Here is a 25,597-nt window from a genome sequence, read left to right as displayed (position 1 = left end):
TGCGCTACAGCGCCGCGTACACCTCGCGGAGCAGGTCGGCCGTCTCGGAGGGCGTCTTGCCCACGCGGACTCCGGCGGCCTCGAGGGCCTCCTTCTTCGCCTGCGCGGTGCCCGCGGAGCCGGAGACGATGGCGCCGGCGTGGCCCATCGTCTTGCCCTCGGGAGCGGTGAAGCCCGCGACGTAGCCGACGACCGGCTTGGTGACGTTCGCCTTGATGAAGTCGGCCGCGCGCTCCTCGGCGTCGCCGCCGATCTCGCCGATCATCACGATCGCCTTGGTCTCGGGGTCGGCCTCGAACGCCGCGAGGGCGTCGATGTGCGTGGTGCCGATGATCGGGTCGCCGCCGATGCCGATGGCGGTCGAGAAGCCCAGATCGCGCAGCTCGTACATCATCTGGTAGGTCAGCGTGCCCGACTTGGAGACGAGGCCGATCGGGCCCTTGCCGGTGATCGTCGCGGGGGTGATGCCCACGAGCGACTCGCCCGGCGTGATGATGCCGGGGCAGTTCGGGCCGATGATCCGGGTCTTGTTGCCCTTCTCCTGGGCGTAGGCCCAGAACTCGGCCGAGTCCTGCACCGGGATGCCCTCGGTGATGACGACGAGGAGGCCGATCTCGGCGTCGATCGCCTCGATGACGGCGTCCTTCGAGAAGGCGGGCGGGACGAACGCGATCGACACGTCGGCGCCGGTGGCCTCGATGGCCTCCTTGACGGTGCCGAAGACGGGCAGCTCGACGTCGCCGTGGGTGACGGTCGTGCCGGCCTTGCGGGCGTTGACGCCGCCGACGACGTTCGTGCCGGCCTTGAGCATCAGCGCGGTGTGCTTGGTGCCCTCGCCGCCGGTGATGCCCTGGACGATGACCTTGGAGTCCTTGTTGAGGAAGATCGACATGCTTGTTCTCTGATTCCTTGAGTCGAGGGGGTCGTTACGCGGCGGCGAGTGCGGCGGCCTTGTCGGCGCCCTCGTCCATCGTCGCGGCCAGGGTGATGAGCGGGTTGGCGGCGGCCTCGAGGATCGCGCGGCCCTCCTCCACCTTGTTGCCGTCGAGGCGCACGACGAGCGGCTTGGTCGCCGAGTCGCCGAGGATCTCGAGGGCCTGCAGGATGCCGTTGGCGACCGCGTCGCAGGCGGTGATGCCGCCGAAGACGTTGACGAAGACGCTCTTGACCTGCTCGTCGCCGAGGATCACGTCGAGGCCGTTCGCCATCACCTGGGCGGAGGCTCCGCCGCCGATGTCGAGGAAGTTGGCGGGCTTCACGCCCTTGTGCTTCTCGCCGGCGTAGGCGACGACGTCGAGCGTGGACATGACCAGGCCCGCGCCGTTGCCGATGATGCCGACCTCGCCGTCGAGCTTCACGTAGTTGAGGTCGTTCTCCTTGGCCTTGGCCTCGAGCGGGTCGGCCGCGTCCTTGTCCTCCAGCGCGGCGTGCTCGGGGTGGCGGAAGCCGGCGTTCTCGTCGATCGAGACCTTGCCGTCGAGCGCGACGATGTCGCCCTCCTCGGTGAGCACGAGCGGGTTGACCTCGACGAGCGTGGCGTCCTCGCCGGTGTAGACGTCGTAGAGCTTCACGAGCACGGGGGCGACCTTGGCGATCAGCTCCTCCGGGAACTTCGCCGCGCGGGCGATCTCCTCGGCCTTGGCCTGGTCGATGCCCTGGCCGGGGACGACCTCGACGCGCGCGAGCGCCTCGGGGCGCTCGACGGCGAGCTGCTCGATCTCCATGCCGCCCTCGTAGGAGGTGAGCGAGAGGTAGGAGCGGTTCGCCCGGTCGAGCAGGACCGAGAAGTAGAACTCGCGGTCGATGCGGGCGCCACCGGCGACCATGACGCGCTTGACGACGTGGCCCTTGATGTCCAGACCGAGGATCGACTTCGCCGCCTCGAACGCGTCGTCCGCGGTCTTCGCGACCTTCACGCCGCCAGCCTTGCCGCGGCCGCCGATCTTGACCTGCGCCTTGACGACGGTGACGCCGCCCAGCTTCTCCGCCGCGGCGCGCACCTCCTCCGGCGTGTCGGCGACGATGCCGGGGAGCACGGGCACGCCGTACTTCTCGAACAGATCACGGGCCTGGTATTCGAAGAGATCCACGCTGCATTCCCATTCCGCGCCGAGCGCGCTTGCGTTCCGAGTCCGAGGTCGGCCCACGGCGCCGGCGGTCCGTGCTGTCCGGATCCGCGCTGGTGGTCCGCTGCGCTGTCCGGAGTCTCGGCACGGTTCTGTGTCGGCACTCTTCCTGGGCCGCGCCAACTCTACTCCGGACCCCGCGGGCGCTTCCTGCGCCGGGGGGCGCACAGCCGCGGACTGTGGAGAGGTGGCCGGAACGCGCAGTGGGGAGGGACCTGCCCCGCGTACCGTGGAGGAATGCCCCTGCGCGCGCCCGTCCACCGCGACGTCTTCCGCGAGGGCGTCTTCCTCGTCGCGGGCGCGCGCGCCATCCTCCTGCAGATCGCGCACCCCGCCGTCGGCGCCGGCGTCGCCGAGCACTCCGACTTCGTCCACCGCGCGCTCGGCCGGCTGTTCGGCACCCTCTCCTACCTCTACGCCCTGCAGTTCGGCAGCCCCGAGGACGTCCGCTCCGTCCAGCGCCGGGTGAACCGCGCGCACGCGCCGGTCCGCGGCCCCGGCTACACCGCGTTCGATCCGGAGCTCCAGCGCTGGGTCGCCGCGACGATCACCCAGTCGATGCTCCAGCTCCACGAGGGCGCCTTCGGCCCGCTCGGCCGCGAGGAGGCGGACGAGATCGTGCACCGCTCCCGCGTCGTCGGCACCGCGCTGCAGATGCCCGAGGAGCTCTGGCCCGACTCCCGCGCGGCCTTCGACTCCTACTGGCAGCGGGAGCTCGCCCGGCTCGAGGTCACGCCCGCCGCGCGCCGGGTCGCCCACGACCTGCTCGACGGCGGGATCGCCGCCTGGTGGCTGCGCCCGGTCGGCCCTTACCTGAGGCTGATGACGGCGGGCCTCCTGCCACCGGAGCTCCGCGCGCCGTTCGGCTTCCGCTGGAGCGCGCGGCAGCAGTCGCGGTTCGACCGGGCGCTCGCCCGCACCTTCGCCGTCTACCGCGTCCTGCCGACCGCGGTGCGCACCGCGCCGAGCCGGTTCTTCCTGGCCCGGGTGCGCGCGGAGTCCGACCGGAGTCTCAGAAGCCGGCCGTGATCGTCCAGCCCGCGTAGGCGGCGAGCTCCAGCCCGAGCGCCTGCGCCGCGGCGCGCGCCTCGTCCTGCCCGCGCTCGTCGCGGACGTCGACGCTGATCGGCACGCTGTCGCCGAAGCCCGCGACCGAGACCCGCGCGCTGGTCGGCCCGCTGTAGAGCGGGACGTGCGCATCCGCGGTGCGCGCGCCGACCACCCGCGAGCCGGTCGCCTCCGCGATCACGGCCAGCGCGAACGGCGCCGTCGCGATCGTCTCGGTGTAGAGCGTGGCCTCGCCGCGCATGCCGTCCTCCTCCGTGCTCGTCGCTTCGCCGGCGCGGTCGTCCGATCGACCCGGCGGCTCGACCGACTGTACGGGCGCCGGCGCGACGGAGTCGGCACTGCCCTTCTCGCCGTGCGAAGAGGATGATGACGCCTGCGGGCACTCGAAGAGGAGGCGTTCATGGACGCGGTCGTGGTCGGGATCGGCGGAGCGGGCCGGAGCGGGGCCGCCCTGCACTGGGCGCTCGAGTTCGCGCGGGCGCATCGCCTGCCCGTCGAGTTCGTCGCCGTGGTCGAGCCGCCCCGGGCCGGCCTGGGCGGCGCGGGCTCTGCTCAACGCGTGCTCGCGGACGAGGCCCTCGACGAGGCCCGCTCGGTCGCCGCGGCGGACGCCCCGGAGGTGACCGTGCGCTCGCGGGTGCTCGAGGGTGCGACCGTCCACGTGCTCGCCGACGCCGCTCCGGCCGGCGCCCTGCTCGTCCTCGGCGCCCATCCGCTCAGCCGCCGCGCCGTCGCCCGGAGCGCCCCGGTCGCCGTGCGGGTCGCCGCGGCCTCCCGCTCGGCCGTCGCGCTGATCCCCGAGCCCGACGGCGGGGAGCGGACCCGGACGGGAATCGCCGTCGGCGCGGACGGCTCGGAGGTCTCGCTCTCGGCGATCCGCTTCGCCGCCGACGAGGCCGACCGCCGGCACGAGCCGCTGCTCGCCCTGCACGCCTGGCAGCTCCCCGGCGCCTGGAGCGAGTCCGTGCCCGTCGAGCGCCGCGTCATCGAGGCGATCGAGGAGGACGAGAACCTCCTGCTCGCCGAGTCACTGGTCGGCCTCGGCGACTCGCACCCCGATCTCGAGGTGCGCCGCTCGCTCGTCCGCGGCGACCCGGTCGAGCGCCTCACCGCGCTCGCGGCCTCCTCGCGCCTCCTCGTGATCGGGAGTCACGGACGCGGCGCGTTCCTGCGCCTGCTGCTCGGCTCGGTCAGCCACAGCCTGGCGCTGAGTGTTCCGGGCCCGCTCGTCGTGCTCCGGCACCCCGAGCGCGCACGCTGAGCATCCGGTGCGGCGCCCTTGAACGGCGCCTCCCCCGGATCTACCGTGGAGAACCCGGCACACCGCCAGGGCCGTCAACGACGACTGGAGCCCCGATGAGCATCACCGAACCGCGAACCGCCGAGGCACCCGCCGCACCCCCGCCCCCGGCCGGGTTCGGCAGCGTCTCGGTCGCGGCGATCCTGGCGGAGGCGGCCCGCCGCACGCCGCGGACGATCGCGGTCCGGGTCGGCCCGCAGGCCATCGACTACGGGACCCTCTGGGAGCAGACCCGCGCCTACGCCGGTGCTCTCCGCGCGCAGGGCATCGGCCCCGGCGACCGGGTCGCGCTGCTGATCCCGAACGTCCCCGACTTCCCGCGCGGCTACTTCGCCGTCCTCGCCCTGGGCGCCGTCGTGGTGCCGGTGCACGCGCTGCTCAAGCACGACGAGATCGCCTACGTGCTGCGCGACTCCGGAGCGACCGCTCTGATCTGCGCCGCCCCGCTGCTGGCCGAGGGCGCCGCCGGAGCGGCCCTGGCCGATGTGCCCGTGCTGAGCGTCCTGGTGCCCGACAGCATGGAGAGCCCGTTCCCCCGCCTCGAGGACCTCGCCGCCGACGCGACGCCGATCGACACCTACGTGCCGCGCTCGCCGTTCGACACCGCGACGATCCTCTACACCAGCGGCACCACCGGCCGGCCCAAGGGCGCCGAGGGCACGCACTTCGCGATCGTCTCGCAGTCCGACGTGCTCCTGATGAACACCTTCGACCTGCACCAGGGTGACGTCGTCCTCGGCGCGCTGCCGCTCTTCCACACCTTCGGCCAGGTCTGCGCGATGAACACCGCGTTCCGCACCGCCGCGACCGTGGTGCTCGTGCCCAAGTTCGACGGCGACGCCGCGCTCGAGGCGATGATCGCGCACGAGTGCACCGTGTTCGAGGGCGTGCCGACGATGTACGTCGCGCTGCTCGACGCCGCGACCCGCCGTGAGGACCGCCCGCCGCTGCGCTACGCGGTCTCCGGCGGAGCGGCCCTGCCCGTCGCCGTGATCGAGCGGTTCCGCGAGGTGTTCGGCGTCGAGATCTACGAGGGCTACGGCCTCACGGAGACCTCGCCCGTCGCGACGTTCAACCACGTCGGTGTCCCGCCGCGCGCCGGCACCGTCGGCACGCCGATCTGGGGCGTGGACGTCGAGGTCGCCCGCCCCGAGGTCGTCGACCGGATCGAGCTGCTCCCCCGCGGCGAGCTCGGCGAGATCGTGGTCCGCGGCCACAACCTGATGAAGGGCTACCTCGGCAACCCGGAGGCGTCCGCCGCCGCGGTCGTCGACGGCTGGTTCCGCACCGGCGACCTCGGCACCAAGGACGACGAGGACTACATCCGCATCCTCGACCGGACCAAGGACATGATCATCCGCAACGGCTACAACGTGTACCCGCGCGAGGTCGAGGAGGTCCTGATCGGGCACTCCGCCGTGGCCAACGCCGCCGTCTTCGGCGTCCCCGACGAGAAGCACGGCCAGGAGATCATGGCCGCCGTCGTGCTGCTGCCCTCGGCGACGGCGACCGCGGAGGAGCTGATCGCCTACGCCAACGAGCACCTCGCCGCCTTCAAGTTCCCCCGCCGCATCGAGCTCGTCGACGCTCTCCCCCTCGGCCCCAGCGGCAAGATCCTCAAGCGCGAGCTCGTCGCCCAGTACTCCTGACCCCGGCCCGGGTCCGCCCCTCCCCGCGAGATGCCACTTGTGCACGCCTTTCCCGGCGTGTCGCGCTCATAAGTGGCATCTCGCGGGGGCGGGCGTCCTTCGGATGCCGCCCTGTACGGGGGACACGGAGGAGGGGTCACGTGGGGCATGCTGAGGCGTCCCGCCGCGCCACCAGGAAGAAACGACGATGAGCCCCCGCCACCCGCACCTCCCGCCCGATCTGCCGGGTCGCGCCCGCCGGAACGCCCGCTCCGCCGATCCGCGGTCCGCCGTCCGCCGGAGGGCGGCCGCCCTGCCCGCCCTCCTCCGGTCCGCGGGCCGGCCGCAGGACAGCGTTCCCGCCGCCCCCGCCTCCGCGGACCGCAGCCCGTCCGGGCGGCGGCCGCTGCGGGCGGGATCGCTGCGGCTCACCCGCCTCCGCCTCACGCCGCTGCAGTGGGTCGTCGGTGGCGTCACCGCCTTCCTCGCCCTCGTCGCCTGGCTGACGGGCGGGCCCTGGTCGGCGCTGATCATGGTCGCTCTCGTCGTGCTGATCACGGCCGCCTACGGTGTGCTCCTGCGCCGGCCGACCTGGCTCGGACTGCCGCGCCGCCGCCGCGCCTCAGCCATGACGGGGGCCGCCGCGATGCTCGTGCTCGTCCTGAGCACCTCGGCGTTCGGAGCCACGTCCGCGCCGGCACCGGCCGACGAGCAGGCGGTGGCGTCCGGGACCGAGAGCCCGGCGTCGTTCGCCGCCGCTCCGACCCGCACGACCACGCCGGCGCCCACCCGCACGCCGACGCCGACCCCGACCGTCCTGATCACGACCGAGCAGGTCACCGAGACCGCTCCTATCGCCCGCTCCTCGCGCTCCGAGGACGACCCGAGCGCAGCGCAGGGCACGAGCACCGTCGTCGCGGGCGTCGACGGCGTGCTCACCCGCACCTTCGAGGTCGTCAAGCACGACGGCGTCGAGGTCTCCCGCGCGCAGCTGTCGGAGGCGGTCACCACACCCGCGGTCGACGACGTCACCCGCGTCGGCACGCTGGTCCCGGCCCCCGCCCCAGCCCCGGTCGCCGCGGCAGCCGACGCCGACTGCCACTCCAGCTACGCCGGCGAGTGCGTCCCGATCGCCTCCGACGGCGACTGCGCCTCCGGAAAGGGCGACGGCCCCGTCTACATCCAGGGCCCGGTCACGGTCGTCGGCCCCGACAGCTACCGCCTCGACAACGACGGCGACGGCATCGCCTGCGACAAGTAACCCCCTCCCCCGCCGCGAGATGCCACTTGTGCACGCGACACGCCGTGTCGAGCGTGCACAAGTGGCATCTCGCGGAGGGGGTCAGCTCAGGAGGGACCAGACCAGCGAGGCGAGCACGGCGCCGACCAGGGCGCCCGCGATCACCTGAGCGGGAGTGTGCGCGCCGAGGCGCACGCGCGACCAGCCGGTCCAGAGCGCGATCGGCACGGTGATCAGCAGCGACCACGGGCCGTAGGCGATCAGCACCACCACCGCGCAGGTCGCGACGACCGCGGCGTGCCCCGACAGCTTCCAGCCGAGGTTGACGATCCCGATCACCGCGAGCACCGCGACCGTCACCACGCCGAAGGTCGTGACCGCGGCGGGCGCGCCGAGCACGGCGAGCAGCACGAGCCCGACCACGATCGAGACCAGCGCGAGCCCGATCGGCAGGGCCCGCTCGCGGCGGTCCGGCACGTGGTGATCGCCGCGGATCCGCCCCGCGCGCATCAGCAGCCGCACGACGAGGTACGGCAGCACGCCGACGAACAGCGCCGCGAGTGCTCCCCAGGCCACGCCCAGCAGCGGCGGGTCGGCGACCCGCGCGCCCACGATCAGCGGGACGACCATCGCCAGCACCGGCGGCGCGAACGCCTCCGTCGCCACCCGCGCCGCGAGCGGCCCGCGCCCCCTCGACCCGGAGTCGCCCGCAGGGCCTCTGAAGCGGCTCAGGACTCGTCGACCGGCACGGGGCATTCCGACCGGCTCAGATCTTCTCGATGGGCGCGACCTTGATCAGCAGCTTCTTGGCGCCGACCTGGTCGAAGAGCACGTGCGCGACCCGCTTGCTGCCCTCGCCGGTGACCGCGTTCACGCGGCCCTCGCCGAAGTCGGTGTGCCGGATGCGGTCGCCCGCGATCAGCTCGAGGTCGCCGTTGTCGCGCACCATCCCGGTGATCCGGTTGGGGAACTCGCCCTTCGCCTTCGGCGCCGCGGCGAGCGCCTGGCGGAACTCGGTGTTCGACTTCGAGCGGCCGAACCCGGGACGCTGCGCGTTCAGCGCCCGCGGCTGCGTGCCGCCGCGCGAGGTCGCCGCCCCCGGCGACTGCCGCCACTCGATCAGCTCGGCCGGGATCTCCTGGAGGAACCGGCTCGGCATCGCGACCGACGTCTCGCCGTACTGCGCGCGGGTCATCGCGAGCGAGAGGTAGAGCCGCTTGCGCGCGCGGGTGATGCCCACGTAGAACAGCCGCCGCTCCTCCGCCGGGCCGCCCGGCTCGTTCGCCGAGATGCGGTGCGGGAGCAGGTCCTCCTCGATGCCGGTGAGGAACACCGCGTCGTACTCGAGCCCCTTCGCGGTGTGCAGGGTCATCAGCGACACGGTCCCCGAGTCGTCGTCGAGGTCGTCCGCCGCGGCGACCAGCGACACCTCGGTCAGGAAGTCGACCAGACCGCCGTCGGGGTTGTTGCGCGCGAACTCCTTCGTCACGGCGATCAGCTCGTCGACGTTCTCGGCGCGCGCCTCGTCCTGCGGGTCGCGGCTGGCGCGGAGCATGTCGATGTACCCGCTGCGGGAGAGCAGCGCCGACAGCACCTCGTGCACCTTCGCCTCGCCCTCGGGCCGCGCCGGGTCGAGCATCAGCGCGCACTCGTCGAGCAGCGTCGCGAGGTCGACGATCGCCTTCGTCACCTTCGGGCCCATGCCGAGCGACCCGGCGTTCCGCATCGCCTCGCGCAGCGTCACCGCGTTGGTGTCCGCGAAGGACTGCAGCTGCGCCTCGGTCGCCGGGCCGATGCCGCGCTTGGGCGTGTTCATGATCCGTCGCAGCGCCAGCACGTCGGCCGGGTTGGCGACGGTGATCAGGTAGGCGAGCGCGTCCTTGATCTCGGCGCGCTCGTAGAACTTGGTACCGCCGAGGATCCGGTAGGGCAGCGCCGAGCGGATGAAGATCTCCTCCAGCGCGCGGGTCTGCGCGTTGGTGCGGTAGAACACCGCGATCTCGTCGTAGCCGGTGCCGGCCGCGTGGATCCGGGCGATCTCGTCAACGACGAACTGCGCCTCGTCGTGGCCGGAGTACCCGGTGTAGCCGATGATCTTCTCGCCCTCGCCGCTGGCCGACCAGAGGTTCTTCGCGCGGCGGTCGAAGTTGTTCGAGATGACGGCGTTCGCGGCCGAGAGGATGTTCTGGGTGGAGCGGTAGTTCTGCTCGAGCAGGATCACCCGGCAGCCGGGGAAGTCGCGCTCGAACTCGACGATGTTGCGGATGTCCGCCCCGCGGAACGCGTAGATCGACTGGTCCGAGTCGCCGACGACCGTGAGCGAGGCGCCGGGGATCGAGCCGTCGGCCGTCACCGGGCCGCGGTAGGGCCGGTCGAAGGCGGCCGCCGCGATCGTGGCCGGCGGCACGGCCCGGGTCAGCTCGTGGATCAGCGAGTACTGCGCGTGGTTCGTGTCCTGGTACTCGTCGACCATCACGTGCCGGAAGCGGCGCTGGTACTTCGCCGCGACGTGCGGGAAGGCGCGGAAGAGGTAGACCGTCTGCGCGATCAGGTCGTCGAAGTCGAAGGCGTTCGCGCTCTCGAGCGCGCGCGAGTAGGCGCGGAAGACCTGGAGGAACATCTCCTCGTTCGGGTCGCTCATGTTCGCGGTCCGCGCGTAGGAGTCGACGTCGGCGAGCTCGTTCTTGAGCTTGGAGATCTTCGAGGAGGCGCTCGCGACCGTGATGCCGAGCGAGTCCGCCTCGAGGTCCTTCACGATCCGCTTGAGCAGCGCCCGCTGGTCGCCCGAGTCGTAGATGGTGAACGACGAGGTCATCCCGAAGTTCTCGGCCTCGCGCCGCAGGATCCGCACACAGGCGGAGTGGAACGTCGAGATCCACATCCCCTCGGCGGCCTGGCCGACGATCTTCTCGACGCGCTCGCGCATCTCGGCGGCCGCCTTGTTGGTGAAGGTGATCGCGAGGATCTGGCTGGGCCAGGCCTCGCCGCTGCCGAGCAGGCTCGCGATGCGCCGCGTCAGCACGCTGGTCTTGCCGGACCCAGCGCCCGCGACGATGAGCAGCGCGTCGCCACGGTACTCGACCGCCTCGCGCTGCTGCGGGTTGAGCCCCGCGACGAGGCGCTCGTGCTCGGGGTCGGTGCGCGCGGAGTCGCCGGAGGGCCCGCCGGGCGCGCCGACGATGACCGGGGTGGCGCGGGAATCGCTCGGATCGAAGAGGAGGCTCATGTCCCTCCGAGTGTAGATCGCGCCTCCGACACCCCGCCGCGGGACGCCGCGCGGTCGGGCCCCGATCAGGCGGCGCGCGACCGCCGCACGGGCGCGGAGAGCGGCCCGCCGATGTCGAGCCCGCGCCAGGCCAGCGCGAAGCCGACCACCGCGACGGTGGAGGTCGCCACCGCGAGCACCTGCAGCAGCACGAACGCCGTGAGGTCCTTGGTGTCGTCCGGGTAGTACTGGATGCCCTGCACGGCGAGCGCCCCGAGCGTCAGCACGAGCACGATCGAGCAGACGAGCAGCACCCGCAGCACCGCCCGGCGCGGCGGCTTCCGCGGCGCCCGCCCCACCTGCGCCCGCGTCGACAGCCAGGCGCAGGCCAGGGAGGCGGAGGCGAGACCGACCAGATCGGCGCCCAGCACATCACTCGCGCGGTGCCAGGAGGCGGCCATCGTCAGGTTCCCGACCAGCACCACCACGGCGCCGCCGATCGCCAGCACGACCGTGCGCCCGCGCCCCGGGACGACCATCGCCAGCGCGAAGACCACCGACACCGCCGCCGCCGTGTGCCCGCTCGGGAAGCTCCCGCCGGTGTACCAGGAGTCGGTCTCCACGAGCAGCGGCCGCTCGAGCACGACGTTCTTGAGCAGCTGCGTCAGCCCCGCCGTGACCACGATCGAGCCGACGGAGGCGAGCGCCAGCGCCGGACGGCGGCGGATCAGCGCGATCGCCGCGACCAGCAGCGCACCGCCGATCATCGACACCGGGGTGACGTCGGCGAGCGCACCCGCCGCCGTGCCGGTGGCTCGGCCGAAGACCAGGTCGGCGCCGCGCAGCCCGGAGTTCTCGGCCGCCTGCCCCTGCGGGGTGAGCACGGCGAGCCCGTAGACCACGGCGACCCCGAGCGCGGCGAGCACGGCGAACACGATCCAGCGGCGGGTGATACGGGCGCGGGTCTTCACGGTCGGGCTCCTCTCGGGATGCGCGGGGCGGGGTCGGTCGGCACCGGCGGGGGCGCCGGGCGGCGGGGTCGTCGGCCCGATGATGCCAGCGGAGGCTCCCGGTCGCCTGCGCACTCGCCGGGCCGCGCGCTCGGGATCAGCCGGCGGACCCCGCCCAGGCGTCGTCCTCGGCGGCGCGCGCCTCGATGGCCAGATCCGGCTGGTCCGCGAACACCCCGTCGATCCCGGTGCGCAGGATCGCGCGGAACTCGTCCTGCCAGGCGCCGTACGCCTCCGGCTCGCGGCCGACGCGGTGCACCTTCTCGAGGAAGCGGTTCTCGGCGCGCAGCGTCCAGGTGTAGACCTGCAGCCCGACCGCGTGGGCGTCGGCGACCAGCGAGTTCGTCCCCACGGCCCGCCCCGCGCCGTCCCGGCCGAACAGCATGCTCTTGTCGACGCTGACGCCGTCGACCGTCCCCGCCAGTCCGCGGAGGCCGGCGGGAGTGACGAAGTCGGCGTAGGGCGTCGCCCGCGAGCCGTGCGCCGCCACGAGGTCGGGCGGAGTGCCGCGCGACTCGATCAGGTAGACGCGCCGGGCGCCCACTCCGCGGACGGCGAGGCGCTCCAGGACGGTCTTCTCGAAGCTCTCGATCGTGAGACGCGGATCGGTGCGCGCCCAGCCCGCCGCGGCCAGCTCCTGCTCGAGGAGGACGTCCAGCGGCAGACCCAGCGCATCGAAGTACGTGGCGTGCTTGATCTCGGCCACGAGCCCCGGCGGCGACAGGGGCGACTCCTCCCCCGCCCGGTCGAGCAGGGCGAGGAGATCGCTGAAGCGCAGGATCGGGAACTGCCCGTCGAAGGTGGCGCTCGAGGCGCGGACGGCCGGCAGCCGCTCCCGGGCGCGGAGCGTCGACAGCTCGGCCCAGGTGAAGTCCTCGGTGAACCAGCCCGTGATCTCCTTGCCGTCGACGCGCTTCGTCGTGCGGCGCTGCGCGAACTCGGGGCGACGTTCCACGTCAGTCGTGCCGGAGATCTCGTTCTCGTGCCGGAGCACCAGCACCCCGTCGCGCGAGGCGACGAGATCCGGCTCGACGGCGTCGGCGCCGAGCGCTATCGCGAGCTCGTAGGCCGATCTGGTGTGCTCCGGGCGGTAGCCGCTGGCCCCGCGGTGGCCGATGACGAGCGGGACGGGACGGGTCGGCATGCGGCGATCCTACGGGCGGCGGCAGCCGACTCCGGGCGGAACCGGGGCTCCCGCGAAGGGAATAGCCAGACTCTGAGAGATGTTCTCAGATACTGTGGACCTACCGCCTGTGGCCCGAGAGGGCAGCCGGTGGATCCCGCAGTCACAGCGACTCAGCTCCGCGAGTCCCGACGGATCCGTCCGTCACCGTCGAGCGCACCTGAGAGAAGAGGAACCATGGCAAGCAACAACCCGGCGTTCGGTCGTCCGGAGTTCAGCAACCGGGGCTACGCCGGCCGCGTGCAGGACGTCCCGGACGTGTCGCCCGGCACGCTCGACCAGATGTACAACCGTCCGGCCGCGGGCTCGGCCGACACCAACCGGATGACCGTCGAGGACACCCTCGCGAAGACGGCTCTCGCCTTCGTCGTGCTCCTCGCGGGTGCCGCGGTGGGCTGGTTCGTCCCCGGGCTGATGCTGCCGGCCGTGCTCGTCGCGCTGGTCCTCGGCATCGTCAACGCCTTCAAGAAGGTGCCGTCGCCGGGTCTGATCCTCGGCTACGCCGCCTTCCAGGGCATCGCCGTCGGCGGGATCTCGGGCGTCTTCGAGAGCCTCTACGAGGGCGCGGTCGTCCAGGCCCTGCTCGCGACGTTCGTCGTGATCGGCGTCACCCTGGCGCTGTTCATGAACGGCAAGATCCGCACCTCGCCGAAGCTGAACAAGATCTTCTTCATCGGCATGATCAGCTACGCGGTCTTCTCGCTGGTCAACCTCGGCCTCGGCCTGTTCGGCGTGGGCGGCGGCTTCGGTCTCCGCACCGGCTTCATCGGCATCGTGATCGGCCTCATCGCCATCGCGCTCGCCACCTACTCCCTCGTGATGGACTTCGAGTTCATCCAGCAGGGCGTCCGCAACGGCGCCCCGCGCATCTACGGCTGGACGGGCGCCTACGGCATCCTCGTCACCGTCGTCTGGATGTACCTCGAGCTGCTGCGACTGATCTCGATCTTCCGCCAGTAGTCACATCCGCTCCGGAGCGATCCGGACCGGCCCGACGGGCGCTCGACCTCACCGGTCGGGCGCCCGTCCGTCGTTCTGCGGCCGGGCCGCGAAGCCCCGCCCGCCGCTTTTGAGACGATGGAGGAATGATGGCCGCCGCTCCGACCCGCATCGTCGGCCTCGACGTCGCGCGCGGTCTCGCCGTGCTCGGGATGTTCGCGGCGCACCTCGCCCCCGCCGAGCGCGAGATGATCTGGGACGGCCGCAGCGCCGTCCTCTTCGCCGTCCTCGCGGGCGTCTCGATCGGCCTGATGTCCGGCGGGGCGACGCGCTCGACCCGGCCGCTCCTGGACACCGCGTCGATCCTCCTGCGCGGCCTCTACCTGCTCGTCATCGGGGTCGGTCTGACTCTGCTCGGCACGCCGATCGCGGTGATCCTGCCGCACTACGGTGTGATGTTCGTCGTCGCGGCCCTGCTGATGTTCCTGCCGCGGGCGGTGCTCGCGGCCCTCGCCGCCGGCTTCGCGATCGGCGGCCCCCTGCTCGTCGACCGCATCGTCACCGGCGGGAACGACTGGATCGCGACGCTCTCCCCCGAGGACGCCCTGCTGGCGCGGATGCCGCTCACCTGGCTGACCGAGTACTACCCCGTGCCCTCCTGGCTCGCCTACGTGATGCTCGGGCTGCTGATCGCGCGCTGCGACATCCGCTCGGCCACGACGCAGCGCCGGCTCGTGATCGGCGGCGCGATCGCCGCGGTCCTCGGCTACGGTGTCGGCCTCGCCCTCGGCGGGCCGGAGAGCGTCGAGGCGCACTCGAGCACCACCGCCGAGATCGTCGGCGCCGGCGGTGTCGCGGCCGTCGCGATCGGAGCGCTCACCGCGCTCGCCGCGCGCCTCGCCGTCGTCCGCGCGGTCACCGCGCCGCTCGCCGCGGTGGGGGCCATGCCGCTCACGGTCTACTCCGTGCAGCTCGTCGCGCTGGCGGTCTACCTGATCCCCTACGAGCCCTTCGACTTCGCCGCCTGGCAGAGCTGGACGCTGCTCGCGTCCTTCACTGTCGTCGCAGTGTTCGGTGCCCTGCTCTGGCGTCGCTTCGTCGGCCAGGGGCCGCTGGAGTGGCTGGTCGCGCGGGCGTCGCTCCGGCCGCGCACCCGGGCCGCCCGGCCGGCGCTCGGCTAGGGTGATCCGATGATCACGCGACGCGAAGCCGCTCAGCGCCTCGACATCCCGGTCGAGATGGCGACGCGGCACGGGCTGCCCACCCGCCTCTCCGAGGAGGAGCTCGTCGCCCTGGAGCAGGATCCGCCGGCCTGGCTCGCCCAGTCGCGCGAGAACCGCACCGGGAAGCGCCCGGTCTGGGTGACCCTGGACTGCGCCATCTGCGGTCGCTCCGAGTCGGCCCGCCCGAAGAAGTGGTGGCCCGACTTCAGCTTCCTCGTCTGCGAGGACCACTCCCCCGACGCGTGGCCGCACCACCCCGAGGGCCACCGCCGCGACGAGTACGACGGCATCGGCACCCGCTTCGTCGGCGTCCTCGACACCCCCGTCTGACCCGCCCGCCCCGCCTGCCCCCGTCCGATTCGCAGGCGATCCGGCCGCCCGTCGACGTCCGACGCGGGCGAGCGCGCTCTCGCGCCGGAATCACCTGCTCATCGGACCACCCGCCCGGAAACGAGGAACGGGCCCCCCGCAGGAGGCCCGTTCTCAGACCGCGATCGCGGCTACTCCCACTCGATCGTTCCCGGCGGCTTCGAGGTCACGTCGAGCACCACGCGATTCACGCCGCTCACCTCGTTGGTGATGCGGTTGGAGATGCGGGCGAGCAGGTCGTAGGGCAGTCGCGTCCAGTCGGCCGTCATCGCGTCCTCGGAGGAGACGGGGCGCAGCACGATCGGGTGGCCGTAGGTGCGGCCGTCGCCCTGGACGCCGACGGACCGGACGTCGGCGAGCAGCACGACCGGGCACTGCCAGATCTCGCCGTCGAGCCCGGCGGCGGTGAGCTCGGCGCGGACGATGGCGTCGGCCTCCTGGAGCAGGTCGAGCCGCTCCTGGGTGACCTCGCCGACGATGCGGATGCCGAGGCCGGGGCCGGGGAACGGCTGGCGGCCGACGATCGCCTCGGGCAGCCCGAGCTCGCGGCCGATGGCGCGGACCTCGTCCTTGAAGAGGGTGCGCAGCGGCTCGACGAGCGCGAACTGCAGGTCCTCGGGGAGGCCGCCGACGTTGTGGTGCGACTTGATGTTCGCGGTGCCGGTGCCGCCGCCCGACTCGACGACGTCGGGGTAGAGCGTGCCCTGCACGAGGAAGTCGATCGAGGTGCCCTCGCCCTGCGCCTCGAGGACGAGCGCCTCGGCGGCGCCCTCGAAGGTGCGGATGAACTCGCGGCCGATGATCTTGCGCTTCTGCTCCGGGTCGCTGACACCGGCGAGCGCGTCGAGGAACTGCTCGCGCGCGTCGACGGTCACCAGGCGCACACCCGTGGCGGCGACGTAGTCCTCCTCGACCTGGCGGCGCTCGTCCTTGCGGAGCAGGCCGTGGTCCACGAAGACGCAGACCAGCTGGTCGCCGACCGCGCGGTGGACGATCGCGGCGGCGACCGCGGAGTCGACGCCGCCGGACAGGCCGCAGATGACGCGGCCGGTGCCGACCTGCTCGCGGATCAGTGCGACCTGGTCGTCGATGACGTTGGAGGAGTTCCAGTCGGCGGGGATGCCGGCGGCGCGGTGCAGGAAGTTCTCGATCACGGCCTGGCCGTGCGCGGAGTGCTTGACCTCGGGGTGCCACTGCACGCCGTAGAGGCGGCGCTCGTCGCTGCCGAACGCGGCGACGGCGGTCGAGCCGGTCGAGGCGAGCACGTCGAAGCCGGCGGGCGCCTTCGAGACCTGGTCGCCGTGGCTCATCCACACCGTCTGGTCGACGGGCTGGTCGCCGAGGAGCACGCCGCCGTCGGCCGTGACGGACGCGTCGGTCGCGCCGTACTCGCGCAGGCCCGTGTTCGCGACCTCGCCGCCGAGCGTCTTGGCCATCACCTGGAAGCCGTAGCAGATGCCCAGCACGGGGATGCCGAGGTCGAAGATCGCGGGGTCGAGCTGCGGCGCCCCCTCCTCGTAGACGCTCGAGGGACCGCCGGACAGGATGATCCCGACCGGCGACTTGGCGGCGATCTCCGCGGCCGTCGTGCCGGACGGGACGATCTCGGAGTACACGTTCGCCTCGCGGACGCGCCGCGCGATCAGCTGCGCGTACTGGGCGCCGAAGTCGACGACGAGCACGGGCTGGGCGGCGAGGTGCGGCTGCGGGGCGGACTGCGGCGCGCTGGCGCCGGACTGCTCACTGATGGGGGGCCTCCACGGAGTCGGTCGGGGTCGTCGGCTCGAGGGCGGCGGTGCGCCGCTCGAGGTACTGCTCCACCTCGCGGGCGATGCGGGTCTCGACGAAGAAGGACAGGGTGGGCACGACTCCGCCGAGCGCGATGAGGACGAACCGCGAGAACGGCCAGCGCATCAGGCTCCACAGGCGGAAGTCGGCGAAGAGGTAGACGACGTAGAACCAGCCGTGCGCGATCAGGATGCCGGTGGACAGGTTCGCGCCCGTCCCGCTCGACTTCCACTCGCCGCCCGGCACCTCGTACATCGGGGCGAAGTGCGCGATCCCCTGCTGCCCGAAGACGAACAGCTCGAGGTGGAACACGTACTTCAGCAGCATCTCCGCGCAGAGCAGCAGGAGCATCACGCCGGTGATGATCGAGGTCACCCGGTAGAAGCGCAGCGCGCTCCGGATCGCAGGGAACTGCGCGGGCTTGGGCTCGAGGGGCATGGGGTCCAGTTTACGGGGCGGAGGCGGTGACCGGGCTCTGCGCGAGCTCGGCGGCCTCGAGAGCCTCCTCGGTCTCGCGCTCCCAGGCGTCACGGACCAAGCGGAACCACAGGTAGAGCGCGAAGCCGGCGAAGACGACCCACTCGATCGCGTAGAAGACGTTGAGCCAGTTCAGCGAGACGTCGGTGACGCGGGCCGGCGAGTCGATCGCCTCGAGCCCGGAGACCGGCTGGTCGACGACGACGTAGCCCTGGTAGACGTCCAGCGGCGGGTCCGGCCAGCGGTTGATCAGCGCCGGGATCGAGAGCGTGGTGAGGGTCATCGGATCGCTGCCCTCGGCGGGCACCTCGGCGGCCTCGTTCGCGACGAGGCGGCCGGTGAAGCCGGTCGGCGCCGCCTCCGCGCCGTCGTTCAGGCGCTCGGCGACGCTCCGCGCCTGCTCCTCGTCCGCGGTCCAGCCGTAGGCGACGACGAGGTCGGCGTCAGCGGTGCGGGTGCGCGCGATGACCCACCAGCCCGGCTGCTCGCCGTTCAGGCGCCCGCCGAGGATCTCGGCGCCGCCCAGGACGAGCTCGGAGCTGCCCGCCACGCGCTGGCCGTCGGCGGTCGCGGTGATCGGGCGCGACGGGGCGGCGACCTCGTCGAGCGGCAGCACCGTCTCGGAGACGCCGGAGTCCGGCGCGGCGGCCTCGACCGCGCGTCCCACCTGCCACTGGCCGAGGGCCGCGAAGAGCCCCGCGATGACGAGGGCCAGGGCCAGGGCCGCGAGCCAGCGCGGTCGCCGGGCGACCTGCCAGACCGTGCTCTGCGGCGGGGCGCTCTGCGTCATGCGTTCCTCGTTCGGGGCGGATCCGCTCGGCGGCGGCGGACCGGTGAATCCTAACGAACCAGGGTGGGAGGACCCTCGGATCGCTGCCCCTCCTGCTGGTCGAGCAGCCCCGCAGAGGCGTATCGAGACCCACCGTCACCGACAGGGCGGGTCTGCAGATCCCTCCTGCTGATTCACGTGGATCTCGATACGCCCGCTCCGCGGGCTACTCGATCAGCATGAAGCGAGGCCCTCGCCTGCTCCGCAGCCCACTTGCATGCTGGTCGAGCAGCCCCGCAGGGGCGTCTCCCATGCCGGTCGAGCAGCCCCGCAGGGGCGTCTCCCCTGCAGGCCGGCAGCCCCGCAGGAGCGTCTCCCATGCTGGTCGAGTAGCCCCGCAGGGGCGTATCGAGACCCACCGCCATCAGCACGGCGGGCCTGCAGACTCGTCCTTCTGATTCACGTGGATCTCGATACGCCCGCTCCGCGGGCTACTCGATCAGCAGAGGGCGTCCGCCGAGCAACCGCGCCGGGTGGATCAGTAGTCGGGCTCGCGCGGGCGCCGCGGCCGGTCGGAGTCGATGCCGTCGGACTGCTGCATGGCCTGGTCGATGAGGGCCTGCCGCATCGGGTCCGGGAACTCGTCGTCCAGCTCGTCCGGCTCGACGGGCCGGCGCGGGCGGGGAGCAGGCTCGGCGACCGGCGCCTCGGCGGGGTCGGCCGCCGGACGCTCGTCCGCCGCCCCGTCCGCCATCGCCGCCTCGACCAGGGCGAAGTCCTCCTCCGCCATCGCGCTGCGGGTGGCCGGCTTCGGCCGGTGCCGCCGCCGCGAGAGGAACTGCCCGATGCTCTCCGAGCGCGACGCGAGGATCGGGCCGACGATCGCCATGATCAGCACGTAGAGACCCGCGAACGGCTGGATCCGCTCGTCGAGCCCCGCCGAGAGCGAGAGCGTCGCCAGGATCAGCGCGAACTCGCCCCGGTTGTGCAGGATGAACGCCGCGTTCAGCCCGGCGCGCGGACCCAGCTTGTTCAGCCAGGCGACGAACTGGCCGGCGCCGAGGTTGAGCACGATCGTCATCACCGCGGCGGCGATCACCGGCAGGACGACGTCGGGGAAGGCTCCCGGATCGAGGCCGAGGCCGAAGTTCACGAAGAAGAAGGCGCCGAAGACGTCGCGGAGCGGGATCGCGATCCGCTCGACCCGCGCGCGGAAGCGGGTGGCGCCGATCACCAGGCCGATCAGGAACGCGCCGATCGCGTCGGTCACACCGAGCACCTCGCCGATCCCGCCGAAGAGGATCGCGAGACCGAAGAAGAGGATCGTGAACAGCTCGTCGTCGCGGGTGCGGAAGAACCGGGAGACCACCCGGCCGCCCCAGCGCGCGATCGCGAACATCACCACGAGGAACGCGAACGCGATGACCAGCTTCAGCACGACCGGCCACGGCTCCGTCTCGCCCGAGAGCACGACCGACACGATCGCCAGGTAGACCGCGATGAAGATGTCCTCCACGACGGTCACGCCGAGGATCATCGGCGTCTCCGGGTTGGCGAGGCGCTTGAGCTCGATCAGCAGCTTCGTCACGATCGCGCTCGAGCTCGTCGCCGTGATGCCCGCGATGATCAGCGCCTCGCGGCTGCCCCAGCCCAGCACGAAGCCGAAGGCGAGCCCGGCGGCCATGTTGACGGCGATGTAGGAGCCGCCGGAGAGGATCAGCCGCGCCGCGTTGCCGTAGAACTCGTCCTGATCGAACTCCAGGCCGAGGTTGAACAGCAGCAGGATCAGCCCGAAGACCGCCGTCAGCTCGATGTAGGACGACTCGAAGTCGAGCGGGAAGAGGTGGAAGTTCGGGCTCGCGAGCAGGCCGACGACCATGTAGATCGGGATGGCCGGAAGGCCGATCGTGCGCCCCAGCCGCCCGAGGACGTAGGCGACGACGAACAGGACACCGAGGACGATGAGGTCTTCGCCGTGGTGCATCCTCAGGCTCCGGGCGGCGTCTCGGGAGCCTTGGCGAAGACGCCGGAGCGGAAGAAGGCGAAGGCCTTGGCGACCTTCTCGGGGCTGCCGGCGACGACGAGCGTGTCGCCCGGGAACACCCGGAAGTCGGGGGCGGGAGCGGGGTTCGCCGCGTCGCCGCGCACGACGGCGACGACGGTGAGGCCGACGATGCCGCGGTCGGCGGGCTTGCCGAGCTGCTGGCCCGCGATGTGGTCGTCGTAGTCGACGGTGAACCAGTCGATGGAGAGCCCGGGGATCTGGTCGAGCGCGGTGAGCGACTCGGTGATCTGGGTGCCGCCGAGCAGCTCGGCGAGGGTGTGCGCCTCGTCGTCGCTGAGGCGGAGCGAGACCTTCGCGCCGTCCTGGTCGCCCTCGGCGAAGGTGATCAGGTCGCTGTGACCCGAGCGGTGGGCGATGACGCCGACCTTGCCGCCGTCGGCGGTGAGGAAGGTGTGCAGGACACCGACACCGGGCAGCTTGACCCTGCGGACCTCGACCATGCGTGCTCCATCCGCGCCTGACAGCGCTCCGACCTCGGGATTCCTCCCAGTTTAGGCGGCCACCGCCCACCCCCGACCCGCGTTCGCCCACGGAGGACCCGGCCATCGGCCACCGGTCGCCGCCGCCGAGGCGTCCCCGAACGGTCGAGACGTCCACCCGCAGCAGGACGTCTCGACCACAGTGGGACGCCTCGCTCTCCACAGGGCGTCGCGCGCCGTCCACAGAGGTGGGGAGAGGCCGGCCGATGAGGGCGCCCGGAGTGGGAGGGTTCCGGGATGACACGGGTGGAGCTGTTCCGGGGAGGGGCCTGCGGGAGGTCGGCGGAGTTCGTCCGCCTCCGTCGCGGGGTCCACGTGCGCGCGGCGGAGTGGGCGAGCGCCTCAGTCGACGCGCGCCACCGCGCCCGCATCGACGCAGTCGCCGCGACGTGGGGCCGGCCCGTCTTCCTCCGTGAATCCGCCGCCGCTGTCTGGGACCTCCCCCTGGTCGAGCCGCTCGACGAGACCGTGCACGTCGCGGCGTCGCCGGCGGTCGGCAGCCGATCGCGCAACCGCGTCGCGGAGCACCGCGGCGTGTCATCCGATTCGGTGGTGGTCGTCGACGGGCTGACGATCTCCGATCTCGCGCAGACCGTGCTCGACCTCTGCCGCTTCTCGTCCTTCCGGCGCGCCGTCACCGCGGCGGACCACGCCCTGCGGATGCGCGGCAGCCACGGCGAGCACCTTCTCGAGCTGGAGGAGCTGAGGGAGCGCCTCGCCGTCCTTCCCGGCGGGGCCCGCGGCCGTACGGCGGCGGCGCGGGCGATCGACTTCGCCGACGAGCGCGCCGACTCGCCCTTGGAGTCGATCAGCCGGGTCGCGATGCACCACGCGGGGCTCCCCCGTCCTGTGCTCCAGCGGCCGTTCCACGACGACGAGGGCCTGATCGGCCCGGTCGACTTCTTCTTCGAGGACGCCGACGTCATCGGCGAGGCCGATGGGGCGCACAAGTACACGGATCCGCGGTTCCTCCGCGGGCGCAGCCCCGAGCAGGCACTGCTGGACGAGAAGCGACGGGAGGACCGCCTCCGCGCTCTCGTCAGCGGTGTCGTCCGCTGGCGCTGGCAGGACGCCTACGCCGCGCGCCCGATGCTCGCCGCCCTCGCGCGCGCCGGAGTGCGCCCCGCCGAGACGTCCTCGAACGGTCGAAGCGTCCAGCTGCTGCGGGACGTCTCGACCGTTCGGGGACGCCTCGGCCGGCCGGCGGGCTAGCTGGGCTGGTACGGGGCGACGACGACCTCGACGCGCTGGAACTCCTTGAGGTCGGAGTAGCCGGTGGTCGCCATCGAGCGGCGCAGGGCGCCGATCAGGTTGGCGGTGCCGTTCGCGTCGGTCGCGGGGCCGTAGAGCACCTGCTCGAGCGTGCCGACGGTGCCGACCTGGACGCGGCGTCCGCGCGGGAGCTGCTGGTGGTGCGCCTCGGCACCCCAGTGCCAGCCGCCGCCGGGCGCGTCGGTCGCGCGGGCGAGCGCGGAGCCGAGCATCACGGCGTCGGCGCCGACCGCGACGGCCTTGACGATGTCGCCGGAGGTGCCGAGGCCGCCGTCCGCGATGACGTGCACGTAGCGTCCGCCGGACTCGTCGAGGTAGTCGCGGCGAGCGCCGGCGACGTCGGCGACCGCGGTGGCCATCGGCGCCTGGATGCCGAGCGTCGCGCGGGTGGTCGAGGCGGCGCCGCCGCCGAAGCCGACGAGGACGCCCGCGGCGCCCGTGCGCATCAGATGCAGGGCGGCCGTGTACGTCGAGGCCCCGCCGACGATGACCGGCACGTCGAGCTCGTAGATGAACTTCTTGAGGTTGAGCGGCTCGGTGTCCCGCGAGACGTGCTCGGCCGACACGGTCGTGCCGCGGATGACGAACACGTCGACCCCCGCGTCGACGACCGTCTGGTACAGCTCGGCGGTCCGCTGCGGCGACAGCGCGCCCGCGACGGTCACGCCGGCCGCGCGGATCTCCGCGAGCCGCGCCGTCACCAGCTCCGGCTTCACGGACTCCGAGTAGATCTCCTGCATGCGCTGCGTCGCGCGCTCCGCCGGCAGCTCCCGGATCTCCGCCAGCAGCGGCTCCGGGTCCTCGTAGCGCGTCCACAGCCCCTCGAGGTCGAGGACGCCCAGCGCCCCCAGCCGGCCCAGCGTGATCGCCGTCGCCGGCGACACCACCGAGTCCATCGGGGCCGCGAGGATCGGAGTGCTGAACTGGTACGCGTCGATCGCCCACTTCACCGAGACCACCTCCGGGTCGCGGGTCCGGCGGCTCGGGACCACCGCGATGTCGTCGAAGGCGTACGCGCGGCGGGCGCGCTTGGCGCGCCCGATCTCGATCTCCATGAGGCCGAGTTTACTGTGGCTCGCTCCTCGCTCCGTGCCTCGCTGCGCTCGCCCCTCCGCTCGTCGCTCGCCCGCAGTCGGCTCGAGCAGATGGTCGCGTCCCGCAGAGCGTCTCGCGTCCACGCACGCCGATCCGCTGGCACGCGGATCGCCGGGCGGTGCTTCCTGCGCCGTGCGCCTCGCTGCGCTCGTTGCACGGCCGCGGTCGGCTCAGGCAGATGGTCGCGTCCCGCAGAGCGTCGAGAGTCCGCGCACGCCGATCCGCTGGCACGCGGATCAGCGGATAGCGCTCCGACCTCGCTGCCGCGCGTGCCTGGCAGGGCAGTCGCGGCGGGCACAGCCCGCTCGCGCTGCCGCCAGCAGGCGCAGTCGCGGCGGCGCGTCAGCGCCGCTCGCGCTGCGTCCCTCGGTCTCCCCCAGGTCCGCGTGCCCCGAGTGGGAGGCGTCGGGTCGTGAGGGCGGCCCCTCCGGTGTGGTGGGCGTATGGGCCGAAGGCCCATCGGGCAGAGGGGCCGCCCTCACGACCCGACGCCGACCCCCCTCAGACCCCAGCCACCAGCAGCAGCAGCAGCAGCCTCAGCGCCGGTAGTTCGGCGCCTCCACCACCATCTGCACATCATGCGGATGCGACTCCTTGAGCCCCGCCGCCGTGATCCGCACGAACTTCCCCCGCTCCTTGAGCTCCGAGATCGTCCGCGCCCCCACGTAGAACATCGACTGCCGCAGCCCGCCCGCCAGCTGATACGCCACGTTCGCGAGCGGCCCGCGGTACGGCACCTGGCCCTCGATGCCCTCGGCGATCAGCTTGTCGTCGGTGGGCACGTCGGACTGGAAGTAGCGGTCCTTCGAGTAGGAGGTCCGCTCGCCGCGGGTCTGCAGCGCGCCGAGCGAGCCCATGCCGCGGTAGGTCTTGAACTGCTTGCCGTTCTGGAAGACGAGGTCGCCGGGGCTCTCCTCGCAGCCCGCGAGGAGCGAGCCGAGCATGACGGTGTCGGCGCCGGCGACGAGCGCCTTCGCGATGTCGCCGGAGTACTGCAGCCCGCCGTCGGCGATCACCGGGACGCCCGACTCGCGGGCGGCGACCGACGCCTCGTAGACGGCGGTCACCTGCGGCACGCCGACGCCGGCGACGACGCGGGTGGTGCAGATGGAGCCGGGGCCGACTCCGACCTTGATGGCGTCGGCGCCCGCGTCGACGAGCGCCTGCGCGCCGGAGCGAGTGGCGACGTTGCCGCCGATGACGTCGACGCCGGCGAAGGCGGGGTCCGACTTCAGTCGGCGGATGATCTCGAGGACCCCCGCGGAGTCGCCGTTGGCGGTGTCCACGACGAGGACGTCGACCCCGGCGTCGAGGAGCGCGGTGGCGCGCTGCCAGGCGTCGCCGAAGAAGCCGATGGCGGCGCCGACGCGCAGGCGACCCTCCTCGTCCTTGGTCGCGTTCGGGTACTGCTCGGACTTGTCGAAGTCCTTCACCGTGATGAGCCCGGCGAGCTTGCCCTGCGCGTCGACGAGGGGCAGCTTCTCGATCTTGTGCTGCGCGAAGAGCGCGATCACCTCGCTGTCGGGGATGCCGACGCGGCCGGTGATCAGGCCGGCGCTCGTCATCACGTCGCGGACGAGGGTGGACGCCTTCTCGAACGGCGAGACGAAGCGCATGTCGCGGTTGGTGATGATGCCGACGAGGACGCCGCTCGCGTCGACGACGGGGAGGCCGCTGATCCGGTACTGGCCGCAGAGGTCGTCGACCTGGGCGACGGTCGCGTCGGGAGTGGTGGTGACGGGGTTCGACACCATGCCCGACTCGCTGCGCTTGACGCGGTCGACCTGGTCGGCCTGATCCGCGATCGAGAGGTTGCGGTGCAGGATGCCGAGCCCGCCCTGACGGGCCATGGCGATCGCCATCCGCGACTCGGTGACGGTGTCCATCGCCGCGGAGAGCAGCGGGGTCGCGACCGTGATGCGCTTGGTGAGCCGGGAGGCCGTGTCGGCCTCGCTCGGGATGACGTCGGTGTGCCCGGGGAGGAGCATGACGTCGTCGTAGGTGAGTCCGAGGAATCCGAAGGGATCCGGCTGGTCCATCAATGCCCCTTAGCAGGTCGTGCGGGTGGCCCGGTGGTGGAGGTCGCGCATCCGGTCACGGGTGTCCCGGATGCTCAATCTTAAGCGCGGCGACGCGCCCGGTATTCCTGCCCGGACGTCCCTCCGATGTGCTCCGGGCGCGCTCGCGACCCGTGCGGGGGACACGGGAGCGCTCTCCGCCCCGCATAATGTCGTCACGCAGTAGTGCAGGTGGGGAAACACCGCCGACACATGCGGAACGTATGGTCAACCAACGTTGTTTGACGACGGCGATCCGGGCGCGCCCGAGGACCCCATCCGTCTGTGCACCCTGACGAGAGGT

At 72.4% G+C, this 25,597-nt stretch carries 22 protein-coding genes; 8 read left to right on the top strand and 14 right to left on the bottom strand.

The window, feature by feature from the left end; genetic code table 11:
* Positions 1-4 precede the first annotated feature (4 nt).
* Both sucD and sucC read right to left on the bottom strand, forming a co-directional pair.
* Positions 5-892: a succinate--CoA ligase subunit alpha gene (gene sucD, locus EDF17_RS03020; protein ID WP_123445113.1), complete on the bottom strand. Its 888-nt coding sequence runs from the start codon at positions 890-892 to the stop codon at positions 5-7.
* A gap of 34 nt (positions 893-926) precedes the next feature.
* Positions 927-2,090 carry an ADP-forming succinate--CoA ligase subunit beta gene (gene sucC / locus EDF17_RS03015; RefSeq protein WP_123445112.1) on the bottom strand — a complete coding sequence of 388 codons (1,164 nt, stop codon included), beginning with the start codon at positions 2,088-2,090 and terminating at the stop codon, positions 927-929.
* A gap of 273 nt (positions 2,091-2,363) precedes the next feature.
* On the opposite strand from sucC, the gene EDF17_RS03010 reads away from it, so the two are divergent.
* Complete coding sequence (locus tag EDF17_RS03010) at positions 2,364-3,155, top strand: oxygenase MpaB family protein (protein ID WP_123445111.1); 792 nt, start codon at positions 2,364-2,366, stop codon at positions 3,153-3,155.
* Here EDF17_RS03010 and EDF17_RS03005 read toward each other — a convergent pair.
* On the bottom strand, positions 3,139-3,435 hold the full coding sequence (locus EDF17_RS03005; RefSeq protein WP_123702176.1) for a hypothetical protein: 297 nt from the start codon (positions 3,433-3,435) through the stop codon (positions 3,139-3,141). The genes EDF17_RS03010 and EDF17_RS03005 overlap by 17 nt on opposite strands.
* A 159-nt stretch (positions 3,436-3,594) precedes the next feature.
* Between EDF17_RS03005 and EDF17_RS03000 the strand changes: the two genes are divergently transcribed.
* The 3 genes from EDF17_RS03000 (at position 3,595) to EDF17_RS20215 (ending at position 7,383) form a co-directional block, all read left to right on the top strand.
* Complete coding sequence (locus EDF17_RS03000; RefSeq protein ID WP_123445109.1) at positions 3,595-4,455, top strand: universal stress protein; 861 nt, start codon at positions 3,595-3,597, stop codon at positions 4,453-4,455.
* Between the two features lie 95 nt (positions 4,456-4,550).
* Entirely contained in the window at positions 4,551-6,143 is a 1,593-nt protein-coding gene (locus EDF17_RS02995; protein ID WP_123445108.1) for a long-chain fatty acid--CoA ligase, read from the top strand.
* A 187-nt stretch (positions 6,144-6,330) separates the two neighbouring features.
* Positions 6,331-7,383, top strand: a complete 1,053-nt coding sequence (locus tag EDF17_RS20215; RefSeq protein ID WP_243732770.1) for a G5 domain-containing protein — start codon at positions 6,331-6,333, stop codon at positions 7,381-7,383.
* Positions 7,384-7,464: 81 nt separating this feature from the next.
* Here EDF17_RS20215 and EDF17_RS02985 read toward each other — a convergent pair whose 3' ends face one another.
* From EDF17_RS02985 to EDF17_RS02970, 4 genes are all read right to left on the bottom strand, one after another.
* Complete coding sequence (locus EDF17_RS02985; RefSeq protein WP_123445107.1) at positions 7,465-8,028, bottom strand: phosphatase PAP2 family protein; 564 nt, start codon at positions 8,026-8,028, stop codon at positions 7,465-7,467.
* A 100-nt stretch (positions 8,029-8,128) separates the two neighbouring features.
* Positions 8,129-10,588: a UvrD-helicase domain-containing protein gene (locus EDF17_RS02980; RefSeq protein WP_123445106.1), complete on the bottom strand. Its 2,460-nt coding sequence runs from the start codon at positions 10,586-10,588 to the stop codon at positions 8,129-8,131.
* Positions 10,589-10,653: 65 nt separating this feature from the next.
* Positions 10,654-11,538, bottom strand: coding sequence for a phosphatase PAP2 family protein (locus EDF17_RS02975; RefSeq protein WP_123445105.1), 885 nt, complete (start codon positions 11,536-11,538; stop codon positions 10,654-10,656).
* Between the two features lie 136 nt (positions 11,539-11,674).
* On the bottom strand, positions 11,675-12,721 hold the full coding sequence (locus tag EDF17_RS02970; RefSeq protein WP_123445104.1) for a glycerophosphodiester phosphodiesterase family protein: 1,047 nt from the start codon (positions 12,719-12,721) through the stop codon (positions 11,675-11,677).
* 216 nt (positions 12,722-12,937) lie between these two features.
* Here EDF17_RS02970 and EDF17_RS02965 point away from each other — a divergent pair, with 216 nt between their 5' ends.
* The 3 genes from EDF17_RS02965 (at position 12,938) to EDF17_RS02955 (ending at position 15,252) form a co-directional block, all read left to right on the top strand.
* Positions 12,938-13,720 (top strand): Bax inhibitor-1/YccA family protein, encoded by a 783-nt coding sequence (locus tag EDF17_RS02965; RefSeq protein WP_123445103.1) that lies wholly within the window; start codon positions 12,938-12,940, stop codon positions 13,718-13,720.
* 128 nt (positions 13,721-13,848) lie between these two features.
* Positions 13,849-14,880, top strand: a complete 1,032-nt coding sequence (locus tag EDF17_RS02960) for a DUF418 domain-containing protein (protein WP_166649583.1) — start codon at positions 13,849-13,851, stop codon at positions 14,878-14,880.
* A gap of 9 nt (positions 14,881-14,889) precedes the next feature.
* Complete coding sequence (locus EDF17_RS02955) at positions 14,890-15,252, top strand: hypothetical protein (RefSeq protein ID WP_123445101.1); 363 nt, start codon at positions 14,890-14,892, stop codon at positions 15,250-15,252.
* A 170-nt stretch (positions 15,253-15,422) separates the two neighbouring features.
* On the opposite strand, the gene guaA is transcribed toward EDF17_RS02955, so the two are convergent.
* The 5 genes from guaA to EDF17_RS02930 all read right to left on the bottom strand — a co-directional run bounded on the left by guaA (position 15,423) and on the right by EDF17_RS02930 (position 20,830).
* Positions 15,423-16,973 carry a glutamine-hydrolyzing GMP synthase gene (gene guaA / locus EDF17_RS02950; protein ID WP_208110562.1) on the bottom strand — a complete coding sequence of 517 codons (1,551 nt, stop codon included), beginning with the start codon at positions 16,971-16,973 and terminating at the stop codon, positions 15,423-15,425.
* Between the two features lie 58 nt (positions 16,974-17,031).
* On the bottom strand, positions 17,032-17,517 hold the full coding sequence (locus tag EDF17_RS02945; RefSeq protein ID WP_123445099.1) for a DUF3817 domain-containing protein: 486 nt from the start codon (positions 17,515-17,517) through the stop codon (positions 17,032-17,034).
* Between the two features lie 10 nt (positions 17,518-17,527).
* Positions 17,528-18,346 carry an SURF1 family cytochrome oxidase biogenesis protein gene (locus tag EDF17_RS02940; protein ID WP_123445098.1) on the bottom strand — a complete coding sequence of 273 codons (819 nt, stop codon included), beginning with the start codon at positions 18,344-18,346 and terminating at the stop codon, positions 17,528-17,530.
* A gap of 517 nt (positions 18,347-18,863) precedes the next feature.
* Positions 18,864-20,309 carry a cation:proton antiporter gene (locus EDF17_RS02935; protein WP_123445097.1) on the bottom strand — a complete coding sequence of 482 codons (1,446 nt, stop codon included), beginning with the start codon at positions 20,307-20,309 and terminating at the stop codon, positions 18,864-18,866.
* A 2-nt stretch (positions 20,310-20,311) separates the two neighbouring features.
* Complete coding sequence (locus tag EDF17_RS02930; RefSeq protein WP_123445096.1) at positions 20,312-20,830, bottom strand: TrkA C-terminal domain-containing protein; 519 nt, start codon at positions 20,828-20,830, stop codon at positions 20,312-20,314.
* Between the two features lie 276 nt (positions 20,831-21,106).
* Between EDF17_RS02930 and EDF17_RS02925 the strand changes: the two genes are divergently transcribed.
* Positions 21,107-22,081, top strand: coding sequence for a hypothetical protein (locus EDF17_RS02925; RefSeq protein WP_133671850.1), 975 nt, complete (start codon positions 21,107-21,109; stop codon positions 22,079-22,081).
* Here the strand turns inward: EDF17_RS02925 and EDF17_RS02920 are convergent.
* Positions 22,078-23,196: a GuaB3 family IMP dehydrogenase-related protein gene (locus EDF17_RS02920; protein ID WP_123445094.1), complete on the bottom strand. Its 1,119-nt coding sequence runs from the start codon at positions 23,194-23,196 to the stop codon at positions 22,078-22,080. The two genes, EDF17_RS02925 and EDF17_RS02920, sit on opposite strands and share 4 nt — an antisense overlap.
* Before the next feature lie 576 nt (positions 23,197-23,772).
* Positions 23,773-25,275: an IMP dehydrogenase gene (gene guaB / locus EDF17_RS02915; RefSeq protein WP_123445093.1), complete on the bottom strand. Its 1,503-nt coding sequence runs from the start codon at positions 25,273-25,275 to the stop codon at positions 23,773-23,775.
* Positions 25,276-25,597: the final 322 nt, after the last annotated feature.

Origin of the sequence: Rathayibacter sp. PhB1 (genome assembly GCF_004362935.1) — a bacterium.
GTDB lineage: Bacteria > Actinomycetota > Actinomycetes > Actinomycetales > Microbacteriaceae > Rathayibacter > Rathayibacter festucae.
Note: the sequence above shows the minus strand (reverse complement) of the source record. Positions and strands in the feature narration are given on the sequence as shown.

Coding starts and splice junctions, on each gene's coding strand:
- sucD (WP_123445113.1), bottom strand. CDS start 892: ATGTCGATCTTCCTCAACAAGGACTCCAAGGTCATCGTCCAGGGCATC.
- EDF17_RS03010 (WP_123445111.1), top strand. CDS start 2,364: ATGCCCCTGCGCGCGCCCGTCCACCGCGACGTCTTCCGCGAGGGCGTC.
- EDF17_RS03005 (WP_123702176.1), bottom strand. CDS start 3,435: ATGCGCGGCGAGGCCACGCTCTACACCGAGACGATCGCGACGGCGCCG.
- EDF17_RS03000 (WP_123445109.1), top strand. CDS start 3,595: ATGGACGCGGTCGTGGTCGGGATCGGCGGAGCGGGCCGGAGCGGGGCC.
- EDF17_RS02995 (WP_123445108.1), top strand. CDS start 4,551: ATGAGCATCACCGAACCGCGAACCGCCGAGGCACCCGCCGCACCCCCG.
- EDF17_RS20215 (WP_243732770.1), top strand. CDS start 6,331: ATGAGCCCCCGCCACCCGCACCTCCCGCCCGATCTGCCGGGTCGCGCC.
- EDF17_RS02980 (WP_123445106.1), bottom strand. CDS start 10,588: ATGAGCCTCCTCTTCGATCCGAGCGATTCCCGCGCCACCCCGGTCATC.
- EDF17_RS02970 (WP_123445104.1), bottom strand. CDS start 12,721: ATGCCGACCCGTCCCGTCCCGCTCGTCATCGGCCACCGCGGGGCCAGC.
- EDF17_RS02965 (WP_123445103.1), top strand. CDS start 12,938: ATGGCAAGCAACAACCCGGCGTTCGGTCGTCCGGAGTTCAGCAACCGG.
- EDF17_RS02960 (WP_166649583.1), top strand. CDS start 13,849: ATGGCCGCCGCTCCGACCCGCATCGTCGGCCTCGACGTCGCGCGCGGT.
- EDF17_RS02955 (WP_123445101.1), top strand. CDS start 14,890: ATGATCACGCGACGCGAAGCCGCTCAGCGCCTCGACATCCCGGTCGAG.
- EDF17_RS02945 (WP_123445099.1), bottom strand. CDS start 17,517: ATGCCCCTCGAGCCCAAGCCCGCGCAGTTCCCTGCGATCCGGAGCGCG.
- EDF17_RS02940 (WP_123445098.1), bottom strand. CDS start 18,346: ATGACGCAGAGCGCCCCGCCGCAGAGCACGGTCTGGCAGGTCGCCCGG.
- EDF17_RS02935 (WP_123445097.1), bottom strand. CDS start 20,309: ATGCACCACGGCGAAGACCTCATCGTCCTCGGTGTCCTGTTCGTCGTC.
- EDF17_RS02930 (WP_123445096.1), bottom strand. CDS start 20,830: ATGGTCGAGGTCCGCAGGGTCAAGCTGCCCGGTGTCGGTGTCCTGCAC.
- EDF17_RS02925 (WP_133671850.1), top strand. CDS start 21,107: ATGACACGGGTGGAGCTGTTCCGGGGAGGGGCCTGCGGGAGGTCGGCG.
- EDF17_RS02920 (WP_123445094.1), bottom strand. CDS start 23,196: ATGGAGATCGAGATCGGGCGCGCCAAGCGCGCCCGCCGCGCGTACGCC.
- guaB (WP_123445093.1), bottom strand. CDS start 25,275: ATGGACCAGCCGGATCCCTTCGGATTCCTCGGACTCACCTACGACGAC.